Source organism: Halomonas sp. RT37, from assembly GCF_040070525.1.
Classification (GTDB): Bacteria; Pseudomonadota; Gammaproteobacteria; order Pseudomonadales; family Halomonadaceae; genus Halomonas; species Halomonas litopenaei.
Genome location: NZ_CP098827.1, coordinates 3,940,316 through 3,958,127, shown reverse-complemented (window position 1 = coordinate 3,958,127; position 17,812 = coordinate 3,940,316). Strand labels below are relative to the sequence as shown.

Annotated in this window: 19 protein-coding genes and 1 pseudogene; 15 read left to right on the top strand and 5 right to left on the bottom strand. The window is 50.5% G+C overall.

Annotated elements, in window-relative coordinates; genetic code table 11:
- The first annotated feature begins 172 nt into the window (after positions 1-172).
- Both NFG58_RS17145 and NFG58_RS17140 read left to right on the top strand, forming a co-directional pair.
- The gene (locus NFG58_RS17145) at positions 173-1,360 is read left to right on the top strand and encodes a tyrosine-type recombinase/integrase (RefSeq protein WP_348827043.1); all 1,188 of its coding nucleotides are present in this window, start codon (positions 173-175) and stop codon (positions 1,358-1,360) included.
- A gap of 54 nt (positions 1,361-1,414) precedes the next feature.
- Positions 1,415-2,986 carry a hypothetical protein gene (locus NFG58_RS17140; protein WP_348827042.1) on the top strand — a complete coding sequence of 524 codons (1,572 nt, stop codon included), beginning with the start codon at positions 1,415-1,417 and terminating at the stop codon, positions 2,984-2,986.
- Between the two features lie 59 nt (positions 2,987-3,045).
- On the opposite strand, the gene NFG58_RS17135 is transcribed toward NFG58_RS17140, so the two are convergent.
- On the bottom strand, positions 3,046-4,047 hold the full coding sequence (locus tag NFG58_RS17135; RefSeq protein WP_348827041.1) for a LuxR family transcriptional regulator: 1,002 nt from the start codon (positions 4,045-4,047) through the stop codon (positions 3,046-3,048).
- Between the two features lie 95 nt (positions 4,048-4,142).
- Here NFG58_RS17135 and NFG58_RS17130 point away from each other — a divergent pair, with 95 nt between their 5' ends.
- From NFG58_RS17130 to traJ, 10 genes are all read left to right on the top strand, one after another.
- Complete coding sequence (locus NFG58_RS17130) at positions 4,143-4,364, top strand: AlpA family phage regulatory protein (RefSeq protein WP_205619377.1); 222 nt, start codon at positions 4,143-4,145, stop codon at positions 4,362-4,364.
- A gap of 4 nt (positions 4,365-4,368) precedes the next feature.
- Complete coding sequence (locus tag NFG58_RS17125; protein WP_348827040.1) at positions 4,369-5,223, top strand: helicase RepA family protein; 855 nt, start codon at positions 4,369-4,371, stop codon at positions 5,221-5,223.
- Entirely contained in the window at positions 5,213-6,121 is a 909-nt protein-coding gene (gene repC, locus NFG58_RS17120; RefSeq protein WP_274487831.1) for a replication protein C, IncQ-type, read from the top strand. The genes NFG58_RS17125 and repC overlap by 11 nt, the downstream gene beginning before the upstream one ends.
- Before the next feature lie 1,153 nt (positions 6,122-7,274).
- Positions 7,275-8,051: a P-type conjugative transfer protein TrbJ gene (gene trbJ, locus NFG58_RS17115; protein ID WP_177186121.1), complete on the top strand. Its 777-nt coding sequence runs from the start codon at positions 7,275-7,277 to the stop codon at positions 8,049-8,051.
- A gap of 2 nt (positions 8,052-8,053) precedes the next feature.
- Positions 8,054-8,251, top strand: coding sequence for a hypothetical protein (locus NFG58_RS17110; protein WP_000790452.1), 198 nt, complete (start codon positions 8,054-8,056; stop codon positions 8,249-8,251).
- Between the two features lie 2 nt (positions 8,252-8,253).
- Entirely contained in the window at positions 8,254-9,549 is a 1,296-nt protein-coding gene (gene trbL, locus NFG58_RS17105) for a P-type conjugative transfer protein TrbL (protein ID WP_274487826.1), read from the top strand.
- 55 nt (positions 9,550-9,604) lie between these two features.
- Positions 9,605-9,802: a conjugal transfer protein TrbL gene (locus NFG58_RS17100; protein WP_274487830.1), complete on the top strand. Its 198-nt coding sequence runs from the start codon at positions 9,605-9,607 to the stop codon at positions 9,800-9,802.
- Positions 9,803-9,880: 78 nt separating this feature from the next.
- Complete coding sequence (locus NFG58_RS17095; protein WP_348827039.1) at positions 9,881-10,078, top strand: hypothetical protein; 198 nt, start codon at positions 9,881-9,883, stop codon at positions 10,076-10,078.
- 72 nt (positions 10,079-10,150) lie between these two features.
- Entirely contained in the window at positions 10,151-10,390 is a 240-nt protein-coding gene (locus tag NFG58_RS17090) for a type I toxin-antitoxin system ptaRNA1 family toxin (RefSeq protein WP_348827038.1), read from the top strand.
- Positions 10,387-10,764: a conjugal transfer transcriptional regulator TraJ gene (traJ, locus tag NFG58_RS17085; protein ID WP_274487823.1), complete on the top strand. Its 378-nt coding sequence runs from the start codon at positions 10,387-10,389 to the stop codon at positions 10,762-10,764. The genes NFG58_RS17090 and traJ overlap by 4 nt, the downstream gene beginning before the upstream one ends.
- Positions 10,765-10,880: 116 nt before the next feature.
- Here the strand turns inward: traJ and NFG58_RS17080 are convergent, their stop codons facing one another.
- Entirely contained in the window at positions 10,881-13,061 is a 2,181-nt protein-coding gene (locus NFG58_RS17080) for an AAA family ATPase (protein WP_348827037.1), read from the bottom strand.
- Between the two features lie 192 nt (positions 13,062-13,253).
- Between NFG58_RS17080 and NFG58_RS17075 the strand changes: the two genes are divergently transcribed.
- Positions 13,254-13,508, top strand: a complete 255-nt coding sequence (locus NFG58_RS17075) for a hypothetical protein (protein ID WP_348827036.1) — start codon at positions 13,254-13,256, stop codon at positions 13,506-13,508.
- 735 nt (positions 13,509-14,243) lie between these two features.
- Complete coding sequence (locus NFG58_RS17070; RefSeq protein ID WP_287164291.1) at positions 14,244-14,768, top strand: DNA-binding protein; 525 nt, start codon at positions 14,244-14,246, stop codon at positions 14,766-14,768.
- 119 nt (positions 14,769-14,887) lie between these two features.
- Here NFG58_RS17070 and NFG58_RS17065 read toward each other — a convergent pair.
- The 3 genes and pseudogenes from NFG58_RS17065 to NFG58_RS17055 all read right to left on the bottom strand — a co-directional run.
- A pseudogene (locus NFG58_RS17065) lies at positions 14,888-15,139 on the bottom strand (transcriptional regulator); the annotation flags it as partial.
- Between the two features lie 16 nt (positions 15,140-15,155).
- A complete protein-coding gene (locus NFG58_RS17060) occupies positions 15,156-15,437 on the bottom strand; it encodes a type II toxin-antitoxin system HigB family toxin (protein ID WP_348827035.1) in 282 nt (93 codons plus the stop codon).
- Positions 15,434-15,736: a hypothetical protein gene (locus NFG58_RS17055; protein ID WP_045991267.1), complete on the bottom strand. Its 303-nt coding sequence runs from the start codon at positions 15,734-15,736 to the stop codon at positions 15,434-15,436. The genes NFG58_RS17060 and NFG58_RS17055 overlap by 4 nt, the downstream gene beginning before the upstream one ends.
- 322 nt (positions 15,737-16,058) lie before the next feature.
- Between NFG58_RS17055 and NFG58_RS17050 the strand changes: the two genes are divergently transcribed.
- Positions 16,059-17,726, top strand: a complete 1,668-nt coding sequence (locus tag NFG58_RS17050) for a diguanylate cyclase (RefSeq protein WP_348827034.1) — start codon at positions 16,059-16,061, stop codon at positions 17,724-17,726.
- Positions 17,727-17,812: the final 86 nt, after the last annotated feature.

Below are 17,812 nucleotides of genomic sequence, written 5' to 3'. Positions count from 1 at the left end.
CCAAGGTGGTATTATCGAGACATGATGCCATGAGTGATAGCCGATACCATGCTGCTTGATCTTGTGTGTTCATGGTATCGAAATTGTTTAAATAACTGTTTTTATTGGCTTTGTGGCCTGATTTTCGGGTGATCTTCCAGCATGGTATTGGAATCGAAGAAGGATAAGACTCTTGCTGACCGATACCAAGCTGCGCAACCTCAAGCCGAGGGATAAACTCTACAAAGTGAATGACCGGGATGGCCTCTACGTGGCCGTCACTCCTGCCGGTTCTATCTCATTCCGTTACAACTACTCGATCAATGGCAGGCAAGAGACAATCACCTTTGGCCGCTATGGCGTTGGGGGTATCACTCTGGCAGAAGCCCGTGAGCGGCTTGGTGAAGCCAAGCGGATGGTCGCCGATGGAAAGTCGCCAGCGAAGGAGAAGGCCCGAGACAAGGCGCGTGTTAAAGGGGCTGAAACCTTTGGTGCCTGGGCGGAAAAGTGGCTACGTGGCTATCAGATGGCCGATTCTACCCGTGATATGCGCCGCTCGGTTTATACGAGAGAGCTGGAAACGAAATTCGGCAATCAGAAGCTGACCGAAATCACCCACGAGGACTTGCGAGCACTAACCGACGCCATCGTAGAGCGCGGTGCACCTGCTACGGCGGTTCATGCGCGTGAGATTGTACTCCAGGTATACCGCTGGGCGACTGAGCGAGGCCAGAAGGTTGAGAACCCGGCAGACCTGGTGAGGCCCGCAAGCATTGCCAGGTTTGAGCCGAGAGATCGAACCCTGACGCCCGAAGAAATCAGGATCATGTACCAGTACATGGGGCGTATTGGTACATCACCATCGATCCGGGCAGCGGTAAAGCTACTATTGTTGACGATGGTGCGAAAAAGCGAGCTGACGAATGCCACCTGGAGTGAAATCAACTTCAGCGAAGCGCTCTGGACGATCCCCAAAGAACGGATGAAGCGGCGAAATCCTCACCTGGTGTTTCTATCCAGGCAGGCCATGGACATCTTCATCGCTTTGAAGACGTTCTCCGGAGGATCGGAGTACGTTCTGCCATCACGCTACGATTCTGACGTACCCATGAGCAGTGCCACGCTGAACCGGGTAATGACGATGACTTACAAGCTGGCTCAGAAAGAGGGGCGACCGCTTGCCAAATTCGGCCCGCACGACCTGAGACGAACAGCCAGTACCTTGCTCCATGAAGCCGGTTACAACACCGATTGGATAGAGAAATGCCTGGCACATGAGCAAAAAGGTGTGAGGGCGATATATAACAAAGCCGAGTATCGTGATCAGCGTACATCTATGTTGCAAGACTGGGCGGATATGATTGACGAATGGACCGCTTAATAGATACATGGAGTTGTGGTTCGTTCAGTACTTATTTTTATAGGAACGAGTGAAATGACAGAAAATAAAGATATGGATGATTTCTTGGGATTCGTTAGAAATGAACTGGGAGAAGGTGTTTGGGTTCCTCTCTATAAGAACTTAAATAAAAGCGATAAGACTGAGGATGGGTCTATATTTTCTTGCCTAGTTGCCCCAGAAAGTACTGATAAAGCAATGGAGGGTTATGGCTGGGACTTGTCTCCAGGGAGCGGAGGTCCATCTATTGTTACATGCGGTGATGATATTTGGTACGAACAAAATAGTTCTGAATACTTCCCGCTAGTGGTTTGTAGAGAATTTCATGGTACTAGAAGCCCATATAAAGAAATACTTCAAGAGTTAGTGTTGTATCTTAATCTTTATCACGACAGAGAAAATAAAAAATATGTTGTTGATGATGATAACGGTGTTGAAATAGATGTTGTTAAGTATTCGAGCAATGAAATTGTCATACGTAAGTCGTTCTTGAATGCCTTTATGTCTGCGAAACAAATGAATTTGCTGCTGTTCTTTGAAAACTCGCGTCATAAAGTAACAAGCGAACGGTTACCAGATGAGCATGTTAATGAGCCCTGTGTCTCGTATACAAGATTTTGGGATGGCTCCTATGTGAATGGTTTTAATACATTTACCAGGGTTTTAGGGAAAAAGCTTTTCTGCTGTCTTCCTAGAAATGAGGAGAATTGCAGCCCGTTCAAGCTTGGAAAGGAATATGAATCTTTCGTTATAAAAGGCGATGCTCATGACAATACTAAAAATTCTTGTGATCCTTCTTTGTTAGCGGACTACTTTGGGAAAAATAAGGGCGCCCCACATTATCTAACACCTGTTTACTTCGATAAATCAGTTCTTCTGAAGTATTTTGGCTCTTCATCGGAATACGAAGTGCAAGATAGTGTTATTCATAAGTATGGATTTTGGAGGCTCCGTTTTGATAATAATTCTTCAGAACATGTTTGTGTCTTTTTAGGTGATCTTGGGCGAGACCTTCCGTACTCCGAGCAAGTGTATTGGAAAAGTTTCAATATTCCTCCTGAAGGTCGGGAAATGAGTAGTACCTACTTTGACAGGAGTATGATGGGGGCATTTGCTGATGCACAAAGCCCAGACCTTGTTTTCAAGTCATGTTTCGAGAGATTTCAAGAGAAGTGGCTAAATGTTAAAGGGTGGCCACTATTTTTGCCACTATCAGAAGGTGATGGACATTGTTTCAAAACGTTGCATTCGCTGACTAAGAATGAGCAGTCAGAGTTCGACTCTCAGGTTCTCTCGTTGGTGAAAGTCACAATTGACTCTATTAATGTCAAAGCTTTGAAAAAGCATATATCCTCGGGGGAAACTGGTTCAATTAAAATTCTCGCCGAGTTTTTGAGGGATAATGGAATCCAGTTCGAGGTTGCACCTTTTTTGGGAGGGTTGCAGGGGGTTAGGTCAACAGGTGTCGCACATAGACGTGGATCCAACTATGAAAAAACCATTGAGCGGCTTGGTATAAATGACAATGAACTAATTCAGGCGTTTGATAAAATACTTCGCAAAATGACAAGCTTGCTTATTGAAATTGACCAAAAGCTTCTAGGATAAAATCATGGTAAAGCCATTAGGTGAAGATTTTAGCGGCTAAAATTTCTCTTAGTGGCTTTCTAGGTTTCTAGCAGGAATTCGTTTCTAACTGACGCCAACGCTTTAGACACGGCTTGGCGTGTCATTGGCTGCTGCTTGGCGTTCAGTATTTGCTTTCCGATTTCTGTCTGGTTAAATCCGTCTCGCTTGAGTACCAGCATTTTTTTCTTGGTATCTGATAGCTTAGAGTCCACCATCCTTCGGGCTAGATTGCGTAATTCGGCCTTGTCTGCTGGTTGTAAAGTTTTGCCTAGCATCAAGTAAAGGAAGTATTGATCGACCAGTGTATCGCCAGACATTAAAGGTCTAGAGCGATTGGCGCATTGCTTGTTTATTCTTTCTAATTCAATGTCAAACTGCGCGATAGAGCGTGTTGCCTGCTTATATAAAGGATTCCAAGCTCCATTTGGTAATTTTGGTTGGTGATGTGTGCAGTACAAGTTGCTTAGACGTAGAACGTCATTGCTACCACGCAATTGGGATTTGTTATCCGAGAATGATGTTAGCGTAGTCGGAGAACCACAGAAACGACAAAAGCTGTGGCGGCGTTTGTCATTTAGCCCTCTAGATGTTCCGTTGATGCATCGCATTGAAGACTTTACCGGTTGCTTGCATGCACAGTCCTGAACTAATTCAATCAGTGATTCATGTGTTGCGATAAACCTTTGATCTGTCTTGGTCTGTTGGTCTTTTGTTTTTATGAACGCTCTTAGCAGGTGGCGTTGTAGGCGGACCGCTGCATCAAACCCGACCAGCTGAGCCATCTCGCTGAAAGATACCTCTGTTGAACCTGGCATGTGTACCAGGTAGTCAGGCGGGAGTGCTTCCCTGTATGCGGTTACAGCAGGGTCTATCAGCTCATGTATTAGCCGATGAATGGGGTAGCGCCGGGATGCTGCGGAATATGGTTTCCAGCTATCTCGGAACTGGCGGATGGCGCTGGCAATATCTGGATCACAACCATTCCAGATAGCTATATAGTAATTGCCAAGTCGCTTTTTTGCTTGCTCTTCACTTTCCATGTCAACCATTTTATCCAATTTATAGGCTTAATCAAGTGGCATTGCTGGGCACCATAGAGCTTTCGTAAGTAAGTGGAGGCACAAGTATGCAAGCAATGGCAAACAAGACACTGATCAATCGAAAAGTGCTATTGGAGATGATTCCGCTCTCCTCACGGACAATTTATAACTTGGAGAAGCGGGGTGAGTTCCCTCGCCGAATTGCACTTACCAGCAGAAACGTCGCGTGGGACCTGTCGGAAGTAGAGCAGTGGATTGAGGAGCGTAAGTCTTCAGGAATCCAGGCTACTCGGCCTGGCAACACCATAGGGGCCTAACATTATGGCCCTTGATCTTATGGCGGCCTTTTCGGAAACGCCGCCGCCTCTTGATTATGTTTTACCTAACATGGTTTCCGGTACGGTAGGGGCCTTGGTTTCACCAGGTGGTGCCGGAAAATCCATGCTGGCCTTACAGCTTGCCACGCAGATCGCTGGAGGCCCAGACTTGCTGGAAGTCGGAGAATTTCCTGTTGGGCCAGTTATCTATCTTCCCGCAGAAGATCCTCCCGCTGCTATCCATCACCGATTACATGCGCTTGGAGCGCATCTCACCGCCGAGCAGCGGCAAGCTGTTGCTGAAGGCTTGCTGATTGAGCCGCTAATAGGAAGGTGCCCCAACATTATGTGTCTCGATTGGTTCGATGGCCTTAAGCGAGCGGCTGCGGGTCGCCGCTTGATGATCCTGGACACCTTACGTCGTTTCCACATCGAAGATGAAAACGTTAGCGGTCCAATGGCGCAAGTGATCGGACGTATGGAAGCCATCGCCGCCGATACGGGGTGCTCTATCGTATTTTTGCACCATGCCAGTAAGAGCGCTGCCATCATTGGTGCGGGTGACCAGCAACAGGCCAGCCGTGGGTCGTCTGTTCTGGTCGATAACATTCGCTGGCAATCGTACCTGTCTGGCATGACGCAAACCGAGGCTGAGGAATGGAGTGTTGATGATAGTCAGCGTGGGTACTTCGTCCGCTATGGCGTGAGCAAGGCGAATTATGGTTCTCCTTTCGCAGAGCGTTGGTTCCGGCGTCACGAGGGCGGTGTGCTGAAACCTGCCGTGCTGGAGAGGCAGTGCGTAGCCCATGGCGTGCTGCCATTCAAAAAATCTAAGGTGAGGTCACGTGATGAGCTTTGATCTTACCCATGTTCGACATGATCCAGCTCATTGCCTGGCTCCTGGCTTGTTCCGTAGCCTGAAGCGTGGAGAGCGCAAGCGGCTCAAGCTGGACGTAACCTATAACCATGGCGAGGATTCGATACGTTTCTGGGGGCCCGAGCCTCTAGGTGTTGATGATCTTCGTATCTTACAAGGGCTTGTGGCTATGGCCGCAATTTCTGGTGATGGGGGACGCGGGATTGTGCTGCGAAACGAAACAGAGTCAGAAGTTGGGCAGCAATTGCGTCTCTTGCTAGACCTGAAGTGGGACGCGGTTGAGAAGGATGCAATGGTTGCCAAGGGCAGCTTCCGACAATTGGCCCGAGAACTTGGGTATGCCGACGATGGAGGCAGCCAGTTCAAAACTATCCGCGATAGCATCGAGCGCCTATGGGCAGTATCGGTCATTGTGGAGCGTAACGGGCAGCGTCAGGGGTTCCGCATATTGTCCGATTACGTCAGCGACGACCGGGAAGGTAAACTGTTTGTCAGCCTTAACCCTCGATTAGCAGAGGCTGTAATGGGAGAGCGTCCGCATACTCGGCTCGACATGACTGAGGTTCGGGCGCTACAGACCGATCCTGCTCGATTAATACATCAGCGATTATCGGGCTGGATTGATGCCGGGAAATCTGGACGGGTAGAACTGGATACTCTTTGCAACTACGTTTGGCCGGACGAAACGAAGAACCCCAACACCTTGAAAAAGCGCCGTCAGACGGCCCGGAAAGCGTTGGCTGAACTTATTTCAGTGGGCTGGACTGTACATGAATACGCCAAGGGGAAATGGGAGATTAGGCGGCCAGGGGCCAACCAAGCCAACCCCCGGCGTGACAGCACCCATCCCCGGCATAATAGTACCCGTCCCCCGGCATAACAGTATCCCACCCCCGGCATAACGGTACCCGCTTCAATCGCGCAAGCCCTTGCAGGGCAAGGCTTTCCGGCCTGTTTTGGAAATCGATCCAAGATATTCCAAAGAATATCCATCATGCGCGGCATAGCCCGCGCCTGAATGGCGCGGTCATGCCTTGCCAATTCAATCGGCCTTTGGCCGATGTTTTAACGCCAAGAGGGTGGCCGATTCTGCTTCCTCGCCAAGGGCCTTCACCTTTTCTTGGCGTTCAATCCGTCCGAAGGACAACCAAAGCCGCCTTAAAAGCCCCAGGAGCGTCGTTCAGAGGCCAACTAGGGGTTAGTGGTGGGTGATGCCTGAAGCGCTTCTCTGTGCGGCTCAGAAAGCCGTATTTCATACATCAAGATGAATAGCCACTTCAGGCGGTAGTCGGCTGAAGATGCGTGTGATTTGTAGGTTGTAGTATGTAGTAGCACCATACAACATACTACAACACTACATTTCTTATCCGCACTGACGTTGTGCCGAAAAGCTGTCCGAAGTTGGGCGCTAGTGGCTCGACACGCACAGGGTGTTGATAGCGATCCTTCCTGACTGCATGACCCAATCGATATCAATCTGAAACCGTCAAAGAAAAAGCCGGCGAGAGCGTCTAGTGGGTTAGGAAACCCATGAAATACAGCGATCTAAATTCGATGAGTTGCTAGCACTCGTACGTTTCATTGACACTTGAGGGGCGCTATCCCTCCTGAATTGGTAAAGCTGTGTATTTCTGTGTTTGTTTGCTGTGTAAACCCCCGCGTTAGCGTAGTAATTGCCTGATATTACGTGTTTATTTCGTACTTCTGTTCTAGCAAGAAGGTGAACAAGCGATTTTATATGGTTTGCACTAAAAAACAGATTTTCGCGGCAACACTTTCCTTGGCGTAAACAACGCTGAAAGGCGGGCAGGATAGGTGAAGTAGGCCCACCGACAAGTCGGCGGTTCCTTCTTCACCTACCTTATTCGCGCCGGGGCGCTCAACGATAATCCTGCTCTGCGAGGCCATTGGCTGTCGCCGTAGGAGTTGTTGGCTTAAATTTTCCTATGTCAACTTTTATGTCCAATTATTGGGCTTATACGTTATGCATTGAAAGGCACGATAAAGCATTCATTGGTAATGGAGATCAACGAATGCAAAATGTGAAAAGAAAAAATTTAGCCGCTAAAATTACTCTGGTTGTCGCCATGACGGCCTGCACTTTTCAGCCTACCTATGCCGGTATTCCTGTCGTTGATGGCACCAATCTGACGCAAAACATCATGTCTGCTTTGGAAGCGGTCGCGCAGACGGCCAAGCAGATTCAGGAATACCAAACCCAGCTTCAGCAGTACGAAAACCAACTGCAAAACACGATGGCCCCGGCGGCCCATATTTGGGACCAGGCGCAGCGCACCATCAACGATCTGAATCAGGCTACCAACACGCTCGCCTATTACCAGAACCAACTTGGCAGCCTCGATGCTTACCTGGGCAAGTTCCAGGACGTGGCCTATTACCGCAGCTCGCCTTGTTTCTCGGCGGCGGGATGCAGTGATGCCGAACGAGCCGCGATGGCCGAGAACCGTCGCCTGGCGTCTGAATCGCAGAAGAAGGCCAACGACGCGCTGTTTAAGGGCCTGGAGCAGCAGCAAGACAATCTTGAAGCCGACGCCCGACAGCTTAACCGCCTGCAATCTGCCGCCCAGGGCGCAGACGGCCAACTGGCCGCCATTGGCTACGCCAATCAGCTCGCCAGCAACCAGGCTAACCAGCTCCTGCAAATCCGTAGCCTGCTGATTGCTCAGCAGAATGCCGTTGGCACTCGAATGCAGGCGGATGCTGACCGCGAAGCTCAATATCAAGCGTCCCGTGAAAGGTTGTTCGATATGGGCGAGCCAACCGACCGTTCAGAAAACAGAGGGTTTTAATCATGAAGAATATCACCCGAGTTTTTATCGTTAGCGCGTTGGCCTCTTTCGTTCTGGTGGGGTGCGGTGAAGATGACGGGCCAAAGCCTGCAACGATCAACTGTGACAACCCAAACCTGACGAAAGAGCAGAGGGAAGAAGGGAACTGTCTTTGGGATATGGGCGAACCCACTGATCGCTCCAAGAACAAGGGGTTCTAATCATGAGCAAGATATTCATTCGACTTGTGATGCTCCTGGCAGTTTTACTAACTTCGCAAACTGCGTCAGCGGCCATTGAGCCTAATGGAGTCTTGGACGAAGTGGCCGTGCGTTTCATGACGGCCAGTGCTACTTGGGGCACGGTAATTACAAACTATGCCGCCTGGCTGTTCTGGACGCTGGGCACTATATCCCTTGTTTGGACTGGCGGGACCTTAATCCTTAAACAAGCGGATATAAGGGAGTTCTTTGCCGAGTTCGTGCGCTTCATCCTGACGTTTGGTTTCTTTCTCTGGTTGCTCAGAAACGGCCCAGACTTTGCGACGTCAATCATCGACTCGTTGAGAATGATCGGTGCTCAAGCCGGTGGCCTTCCGAGAGACCTAACTCCGTCAGAGCCTATTAGTATTGCGTTCGACATTATTGTGAAAGCTGGTAAGTCCTACAGCATCACAAGCCCGATAGATAACTTGTCTATCTTCTTAATCACGCTGGCAATTTTGGCTTGTATGGCGGTAGTGGCAGCCAATGTGTTGTTGGCCTTGGTGACGGCTTGGATATTGATCTATGCCGGTGTCTTCGTGCTGGGGTTTGGTGGTTCGCGTTGGACTTCAGATATAGCAATCAACTACTTCAAAAGCGTATTGGGCGTTGCTTTGAAGTTGATGACAATGACGTTGCTCATTGGCATTGCCATGTCGATCATGGACGGTTTCTATACCGATCTATCCAATGATGCCCCTATGCGTGAACTGCTGGTGATCTTTGTCGTTTCACTGGTTCTGGTGATGCTTATTCACTCGGTTCCCAATGTGGTTGCCAGCCTGGTTCCTGGAGGCGGTGCGGCGGCAGGTGCTGGCAGTATCAGTGCCGGGGCGATGGCCGGAGCGGCTGTTGCCACTGGTGGTATGGCTGCCGGTGCAGCAATGGCTACCGCCGGCGGTGCGTCTGCTATTCAGGCTGCATTTGCAAAAGCAGGTGAGAACGTAGCGAACAATACTGACGTTATGTCGAGCCTGGGCGGAGCATTTAGCGGAGGCGGCGGCTCTGATGAAGCTGGCTCCTTTTCCCAAGCTTCCGGCCAATCTTCTAGCGGTGGCGAATCCTCTGGCGGCGGCTTTAAAGGTAGCGCTGTAAAAGCGGGGCGTATTGCAGCGGATACCGGTGCGAATTTGATGAAGGGAATGAGTGATATGGCCGGGGATAGAATTGGCCGCACCGCTGGAGGTCGTTTAGCCAGCTCGATCCGAAACAGTACGAAAGATGACGGGGATGACGACGACAAGGAGGGCGACTGACGACGCTTCCCCTGCATTTGACAACGATAGCTTAAGCGGTGGCGGCACTGGCTGGATGAATCAAACCGGCGGCTTTGATGGCCTATCCAGTGAGGACCAGGAAGAAGCCCGCCAAGCACACGCAGAGTGGCAAGAGCGCGACCCGGAAAAGCACACCTTCGACGTTGAGGACTACGTTTCGTATGCCCAGGAACGCCAGCAGGAGCGCAGCGAAGAGGTTGCCAGTTTTGTTAAAAAAGGTCGCATGGCCTAACTAGATAAGGATTACTGATTATGGAGTTTAACTTTCCCCCCCCAAAATCTTGCGGAGGTATTTGGTTTCTTCGCAGTGATGTTCATTGTGATGCTGGCCTTCTATTTTTTGGGGCAGTGGCTGCACAACACCGGGCACGGCCCGAAGATGAAAGCCATTGCCGACAAAATGGAGGTGTTCCAAAACAGGTTGGCCGGGCGTGCCTACAAGGACATGACGAGATCGGCCGATCAAATCGACAAAATGAGACGCTGGCCGTTTGGCCGACGCAAGTAGTTAGAAAGCACACGGGCCGGTGATGGTGCACCGGCCCGCATTTTCACATACCACCTGTCAGAGAGGTGGCACATGACAGCCACGCATAATATCGAAGTTCAGCACGCAATTCATCAGGCAGCGATCAAGCTTGCCGCCCTGGAATTCATCGACCAGGAAACAGCACGGCAGATTTCGCCCGTCGCGGAGGCGGTCGCCAATATGTTCACGATCCTTTACTACCAGGCTGAAACTGGCCGAGCGACGCCGGATGACTTTGCGCAGGCGTTGGACACTATCCGCCAAGTGACAAGGAACCAAGGCAAAAGATGATGCACGATAAGACAGAACGAGTAACGAGGAAGAGCAGCACACCTATCAAAGTGTACTGCCTGCCCGAGGAAAAGGAGCTGATCGAGGCGCAGGCAAAACGAGCTGGTATGAGTGCTGCACGGTACTTACGCGAAGTCGGTCAGGGTTACCACATCTCTGGTGTGGTGGATTATGAGCAGGTTCGGAAATTGGCCCGAATCAACGGCGACCTTGGCCGCTTAGGTGGCCTATTGAAGCTATGGCTTACCGATGACGTGCGAACTTCCCAGTTCGGCCAGTCTACAATCCTTGCTGTTCTCAGCAAGATTGAGGCGACACAGGAGGAAATGGGTAAGGTCATGACCAAGATTGTTATGCCGAGGTCTGAATTATGACGATGAGAAAATAGTAGTATAAAGGCGGCGCGGGGCCGCCTTTAATTATTCTGCACACAAAGTGGATTGATTGAAAATGAACTTTCCCTATTCAGTTCGACTTTATATTTTTTAGTTTAAGACATCATTTTGTTGTAATGTTCTTCAAAATTTGTCCGTAGGAAAACTTCTCTGAATTTATTGATGAAGCGATCTGAATCTATTTCGCCAAGATCGTTTATGTTTACTGAGTCGGAATGAGATTCTCTGTTAATAAATCTGAAAAAAGAAGAAAATTCAGCGTCATCTTCTTCTAATTCCTCAAGAGCTTTTTTTAATTCATCGGTTTTGTGAACGAAAGAAAAGTAATATTCGAGAATGTTTCTCATGATGTTAGGGAGTACGATGTTATTAGTGTTCCCTTCTTGTGCATCTTTTATTATCTGCCAATAGGACTGGTAGTCATTTTTTATATCGCCTCTCTTCATTGGCGATATGTTGCTATGAGTATTTTTTGTGACTCTGAATACATTGCACTTTTTATCGAAGTCCTCTTGTTTCTTAGGGAGGTATTTTATCATTTCGTGTAGGAAATATAGGCTATGAGTCAGCAGGATAACTTGCGAATACTCATATCCCTTGATGATTTTCTTATGAGTAAGAGAGCCTATCTCATATATGTAATTATGAGATAGACTGGAAATTGGATCGTCAACAACAATTATTTTCTTGTTCTTAGGGGTTGGCGAGTCGAAGCGTATGCTTCCCTGGCACAATTCCAAAAAATAAAGATAAGTGATAAGAGTTTTCTCACCTTCACTCAGAGATTTGTACACGTGATTTCCGCTGTTGTGCGTGCCTCGGCAAAGGTAATAGTGGTTGTCTTCACCTGGCTTTCGTTTGATTTCAAAGCCTTCTAAGCCGATGCTTATGATCTGACTGTTAATGTTGGTTATTGACGTATCTATGTTTGTTATCTTTGCTCTGTTCTCAGAGATTATTTCATTCTGTTCTTCGATTGACCTGGTCAACGCTGCTATTTCGTCTTCGTATTTCAAAATTTCAGAATTGATTTCCTCTATTAATTTGTCGTGTTTCTTTATTTCAGAATCAAACTTAATGCGAACCAAAGACCAGAATTTACTCTTGATTTCGTCTAGGGAATCTTTCTTCTTTTCTAGTTTCGAGTTAAAGGTTCTTCTCGAAGAGTTTTCGTCTTCTACTATTTGGTTTATTGATTGTAAAAAATCGTCTGTTTCTTTCAGTGATACTCTTATGCTAGGGTCGTTTAGCTTTTTATCTATTTTTTCTAGGTTTGCTTCTAAAGAGTTTATAAGCCTTTCTTTCTGTAAATCAAGGTCTCTATTGTTTAGTAATTTGAAATGGTTTTCGGAAAGCTGTGTTTTTAGCTCGTTGGCTTTATTGAAGTAACTGTCTCTTAAACCCTGTATTTCTTTTTTCTTTTGTTCATATGATGAGTCGAATAGTGAGTTGATTTGCTTTGCCAATTCATCCCCTAAAGCCTGCTGACAGAATGGACATTTCCCTTCCGCATCATTTATGTAAATTCTACCTTGATCTATCCATGAGGAATTCTTTAATTTTTCTACTAGATTGGATAGGTAGCTTTCTCTTGATGCAATAATCACTTCGTTAAAAATGCTGTTTGTCTCTATGGCAGACAAATTGGAGGATAGTGTTGGTAATAGACTTCTTTTCTCAGCAGTTTTTCTGTTTAGTTCGCTTGACTCCCTTGCAAGATCGTTAAAATCATATCCAGGTGAATTTAGTAGAGGAGTTCTTAAGAGCGCTTCATAAAACTTGTCAGCAGAATTTTTAAAGCCCACTAAACAGTGGTCTAGATCTTTTCTGTCATGCTCTTTCTTGATTTCATATACTTTGTTTTTTATGTGTCGTATCTTAGTCTCCTTTCTGGTTCCACACTCCGATTTAGCTTGCTGTTTTTGATGCCTCTGGCCTTCTAGGCTGGTTATTTCCTGTTCTGCAACAGTTATTGCTTGTTCGGCTGCCACATTTTCTTCACCGAGGGTGAATACTCCCTCAAAACTATCTTGCGAGAAGTTTTTTTCCACAAAATCAGTGTTGTAAACTAATAGTTGATAGTCTTGCGAGTTTGGTAGAGTAAAATTACACCTGTTATAGTTGCTGTCTGATGTGTTCTGTAAGTATCTTGCTAGAGTTGATTTTCCTGTGCCGTTATGACCATAAATGACTACTAATTTTTTGTTTGTGTTTATCGTAACTGGAGTAAGTTCACTAAAGCTTGCTACTCCTTGCATTGATATAGACTCGATCATTTTCCCTCCGTATATTATTTGTGAAGTTTTCTTTATATGCTTGCTGCTCATCCCATTGTAGGAGAAAAAGGAGTGGCTATATTGATGTAGCCCAGAAAAATCCTTATGAAACATGCTACTTTGGTATTATGTGCTTAGGCTTTGCTTCATTAGAGGTCGAGGAGTGGGGAGGTCACGGTTGAGGGGGGAGACATGAGCAAGCGTCAGCATCCTGGGGGATCGGGTACAGCAGACGTGCCGCAGCTCACTGCTACAGAGGAGCACAAAGGGCGCTTGGCTATGGTCCGCAGGCTTCATCCTGTTGAGCTGGAACAACTGCGTAAGGACATGGCAGAATCGTCAGCTTGGGCCAAAGCTGAACTAAAACGTCGACGAGCTGCAAAAAATCAAAAAAATTCTGAGCATGGTATAGATGATGGTATCGAGAAAGGTTGCTCTTCTAACTAGCTGTTATTTATATGCATTTTCTTCTCATTGATATTAGAGTGGGAATGATCCCTTCTCCGACGACCTGACAGCGTCGGTGCAATGATCGAAAACCACAACACCCGCCACTTGGCGGGTGTTGTGCGTTCAGGTGCAGACGATTGGACCGGGCCAGGCGGGTCATCTGACTGGCTCCAACGCGGTGGTGCCCGGTACCGGCTCTCGATCTGTCATGGCGTGGGTGTCGATGAATACGCTGAAACAGGTGAGTTTGATGGTTATTGATCCCCTGTGGGAAGGAACGCTACTGCTGGTCCCCATCCCCCCTCACCATGTCCGTATTGGCGCCGGCTTGATTGAAGCCGTCGTACACCCTTGGTGACTGGGGTGAAGCCATCGCGAAGGAGTTTTTCTGGCACAAGGGGCGGGTGAGGGTTGTCAGTTGACAACCATGAGTGGCCGTTCCCATACTGGAGGCAAGGAATGACTCGTCCATCGCACCCGAAAAAGGAGATTGAAGCCGCGATCAGGCACGCGGAAGGGGAGGGCTGGCGAGTTGAAGTGGGTGGTGGACATGCCTGGGGAAGGATCTACTGTCCCTACAATGACGACGACTGCCGCTGTGGTGAGTTCTGTATCGCGAGTGTGTGGAGTACACCGAAAAATCCTGGTAGCCACGCCCGGGCGCTACGCAGGGTGGTGGACAAGTGCGCCATGCATAGGCGCCAGGGCGGAACGGAACCGGAGGATTGAGCCGTGGAGTATATTTTTACACTGAAATACCAACTGGCTGACCACGACTGCGACCCGGATGCCCTGGTGGAGCGCCTTGGCGCTGCGGGTTGTGACGATGCTCTGGTGGGCGTGGGACTGCCGGGGCGCCTGGCGCTGGAATTTTCCCGGGAAGCAGACAGTGCCGAAGAGGCGATGCGCTCTGCCTTGTCCGACGTCAAGAGCGCCGTGTCGTCGGCACGTCTTATCGAGGCTTCGCCGGACCTGGTGGGTTTGACCGATGTGGCGGATGTTGTGGGTGTTTCCCGACAGGCAATGCGCAAGTTGATGCTTTCCCACCGAGCGACGTTTCCCGTTCCGGTTCACGAAGGTAGCGCCTCGATCTGGCATCTCGCCGAGGTGCTTGAGTGGCTCAAGGGCAGGGGAGGCTACACGATAGATGCCGGTGTGCTGGAAGTGGCGAAGGTGGCTTTGACGGTGAATATTGCCAAGGAGACCCAGCGCCACCCCGTGCATACCGGTGGGGATATGGAGCTTCTGACCGCCTAGTCCTTCTTATAGCCCATAACATGGCCCGTAACAGGGCCCGTCGCATATACGGTCGGACTATCGTTACGACCTTCACTGGCTCTGTGGCCAGCAAGGAAACGTCATGTGGGTGAGGATGATCGGTTACGTTTACCAATCATGGGCTCAAGATCCTTGATGCTCAGGCTCCTGCGCTCCATTTCAAATTTGATTGCCTCCACGGGGTCAGGAAGATCCATCGGGAAATGTCTGGATTCGTAGGCCTCGATAAGGGTAGTCATGACGTCCAGTCGTTCGCCTTCTGGCGTGTGCGGTTCGGCCATCATCAGGCTTTCAATTTCTGTCAGCGCCGCATGGTAGTCGGCCTCTGTTCTGATCGGCTTGATATCCATGATGTCCCTCCGAAGTTCAGACCGTCTGTACATCGATCTTGTCATACTGCGCATGGGTACCGATGAAACGGATGTAGACAACCCTGTAGGCGTAGTTGATCCAGACGACGAGTCGATACTTGTTTCCAGCGATATTGAACACCGCCCGACCATCTTTGAGAATGCTGGCGTTTCTGAAATCGAGCTTCCATAAACCACAACACCCGCCACTTGGCGGGTGTTGTGCGTTCAGGTGCAGACTATTGGCCCGGGCCTGGCGCACCATCAAGCCGCGCCGGTCGGGGACTCTGTCGTTCAATCGCTCTCGTACAGTTCTGCCTTGGCGTCACGCATGATGTCCTCGCAGGCGGCCTGCTGGGCCAGCTCGGTCATCAGGGTCTGGGAAAGGGCAAAGCCCTTGCCCAGGCAACGATCCACATCGTCCTTGGCGATGGAGGGCTGGACATCCACATCCAGAATCAGGGTGCGGCGGCCTCCTTCGAGACGGTCTGCCATCTGCCTGAGCTGCCAGGCCAGGCGATTCTTCCAGCTTGCGGTCTGCTCTGCGCCCTCGGTCACGTTGAGGGTACATTGCCACTGAGGTTTGTAGACCTTCATGTGAACCTCCTTGCTGGTGAAGTGAGCGATCTCCTGTTCTTTCATCACGTTCAGGTCCCAGCATACTCGCATATGACGTCCTTGCCACTCCCTCCCTCGGGGGCGCTACCTCAACCCTGTTGGGTCGTCTCGTGTAAGTGAGTCCTTGCTGGGGGATTTGGGCACTATCCTTCCTCTGGGTTGAAACTTCGCTGGCGGCACAGTGCCGCAGGAAAGGTATGCCGGAAGGAAGCGGCTACACTGAGTCTGGGCGACAAGGAGTGCTGCGATGCAGTGGGGCGGGGGAGGTGAGTCGGGCAGAGGCATGGGGCGGATTTGGCTTTTGTTGACCGCGATGGTGGTGCTGCTGGCGTGGGAGCTGGCGGGGGAGGCCTCTCGCCCACAGCCCAATGTGTCGCTGTGGGTACTCGACCACCAGGGGCAGCAACCACCGGAGAAAGGAGCGCTTTCTACGGTTACCGCAGAGTCTCTCGATGAGCAGGTCAGCCTGGGACTCAAGGCGCATCCGGTATGGCTGCGACTGAGGGTGGTGGGTGCTCTGCCCGGGCAGCGCCTGGTGCTGTCCAATCCTCTGGTTCAGGGAGTCGAGCTGCTGGTCTGTGACGAATCGGGGTGTCGCCCCGTCGCGAGGGAGACGCATTTTGCCGATGATCCGGGGCTCGCTGCTGCCTTGCCCCAGTTCCGCTTGCCTGTGGCAACGAATGAACTGCTGTTGCGCGTCGAGACCGATCAGGCGATACGCTTCAATGTGCAGGTACTGGATGACGTCGATCTACACCGTTACTGGCGTGACTTGTTGCTGGGGCAGGGGCTCTATTTCGGCTTGATCGCGGGCCTGGTGATCTACAACAGCCTTCTGCTGTTCAGTCTTCGCGATACCAACTACCTCTGGTATCTGGGGTTCTTGAGTGGAGCGGGCGCTTACTTCTTGTGTCAGAACGGCTTGCTGCTGCTTTATTTTCCGCAGATGGGGGCACGCCTGAACGAGGCCTTGCTGCTGACGGCCCTGTCGGTGATCAGCATCTGCGGGTTGCAGTTCTGCCGGCGTTTTCTGATGACGGCGCGCCAGGACCCGAGAGTGGACTCGTTGATGCGGTGGCTGTGCTGGCTCCTGGCGCTGGCCGCCGCCATCGCCTGGCTGCTGCCGAGCTTCTTGACCGTGGTGTTCTATTCGCTGCTGGGGGTGCTGACGCTAACGGCTTTTCTGCTGTCGTCGGTGCGTGGCTTGTGGCGTGGCTTTCGCCCCGCTCAGTGGCTGTTGATGGCATGGTCGGTGCTGGTGGTCGGGGTGGTCCTGTTGCTGCTGGTGACCTATGGGTTGTCCCCCCACAACTTCTGGACGCTGCACGGTTTCCAGATCGGTTCCGCGCTGGAGGCCATCCTCTTGTCGCTGGCCCTGGCCGATCGCATCAGTCTGTTGCAGCGCGAGCGAGAGACGCTGCTGGAGGAGAAGGCGCGGTTGCACGGCATGAGCTATCTCGATGGTCTTACTGGTGTGCACAATCGCCGCTATCTCGATGAAGCCTTGCCCGCTGCGGTGGCCCAGGCCGAGGTAAGCGGGCGACCACTGTCGTTGATCATGCTGGATATCGATAACTTCAAGCGATTCAACGATGGCTGGGGGCATGCCGAAGGTGATCGCGCGCTGCAGCATCTGGGCAAGGTGATCGAGGAGGTCGTGCGCGACATCGATCCGGTGTGTCGTTACGGGGGAGAAGAGTTCGTGATTCTGCTCAAGGAGCGCGACGAGCATCAGGCGCTGGATATCGCCGAACGCATTCGCAAGGGTCTGGCGACAACGCCCTTGACGCTGCTCACCGGAGAGCAGGTGTTGTTGACCTGTACTCTGGGGGTGGCCAAACGACTGGAGGGCGAGAGCGCCTCAGCACTGTTGCGGCGGGCCGACCAGGCGCTGTATCGAGGCAAGTACGCCGGCCGCGATCGGGTGGTGCTGAATGCCTCCGGTGGCGTCGCCTCGACAACCTCATGAAGGTACCTTCTGAAGTCTGGCGTCTGGCCGGTTCCCTGATCTTCGACATGCGCAGGCGGAGAACCCTTGGCAGGATGGCGGTCCAA

Coding starts and splice junctions, on each gene's coding strand:
- NFG58_RS17140 (WP_348827042.1), top strand. CDS start 1,415: ATGACAGAAAATAAAGATATGGATGATTTCTTGGGATTCGTTAGAAAT.
- NFG58_RS17135 (WP_348827041.1), bottom strand. CDS start 4,047: ATGGAAAGTGAAGAGCAAGCAAAAAAGCGACTTGGCAATTACTATATA.
- NFG58_RS17130 (WP_205619377.1), top strand. CDS start 4,143: ATGGCAAACAAGACACTGATCAATCGAAAAGTGCTATTGGAGATGATT.
- NFG58_RS17125 (WP_348827040.1), top strand. CDS start 4,369: ATGGCCCTTGATCTTATGGCGGCCTTTTCGGAAACGCCGCCGCCTCTT.
- repC (WP_274487831.1), top strand. CDS start 5,213: ATGAGCTTTGATCTTACCCATGTTCGACATGATCCAGCTCATTGCCTG.
- trbJ (WP_177186121.1), top strand. CDS start 7,275: ATGCAAAATGTGAAAAGAAAAAATTTAGCCGCTAAAATTACTCTGGTT.
- NFG58_RS17110 (WP_000790452.1), top strand. CDS start 8,054: ATGAAGAATATCACCCGAGTTTTTATCGTTAGCGCGTTGGCCTCTTTC.
- trbL (WP_274487826.1), top strand. CDS start 8,254: ATGAGCAAGATATTCATTCGACTTGTGATGCTCCTGGCAGTTTTACTA.
- NFG58_RS17100 (WP_274487830.1), top strand. CDS start 9,605: ATGAATCAAACCGGCGGCTTTGATGGCCTATCCAGTGAGGACCAGGAA.
- NFG58_RS17095 (WP_348827039.1), top strand. CDS start 9,881: ATGTTCATTGTGATGCTGGCCTTCTATTTTTTGGGGCAGTGGCTGCAC.
- NFG58_RS17090 (WP_348827038.1), top strand. CDS start 10,151: ATGACAGCCACGCATAATATCGAAGTTCAGCACGCAATTCATCAGGCA.
- traJ (WP_274487823.1), top strand. CDS start 10,387: ATGATGCACGATAAGACAGAACGAGTAACGAGGAAGAGCAGCACACCT.
- NFG58_RS17080 (WP_348827037.1), bottom strand. CDS start 13,061: ATGATCGAGTCTATATCAATGCAAGGAGTAGCAAGCTTTAGTGAACTT.
- NFG58_RS17075 (WP_348827036.1), top strand. CDS start 13,254: ATGAGCAAGCGTCAGCATCCTGGGGGATCGGGTACAGCAGACGTGCCG.
- NFG58_RS17055 (WP_045991267.1), bottom strand. CDS start 15,736: ATGAAGGTCTACAAACCTCAGTGGCAATGTACCCTCAACGTGACCGAG.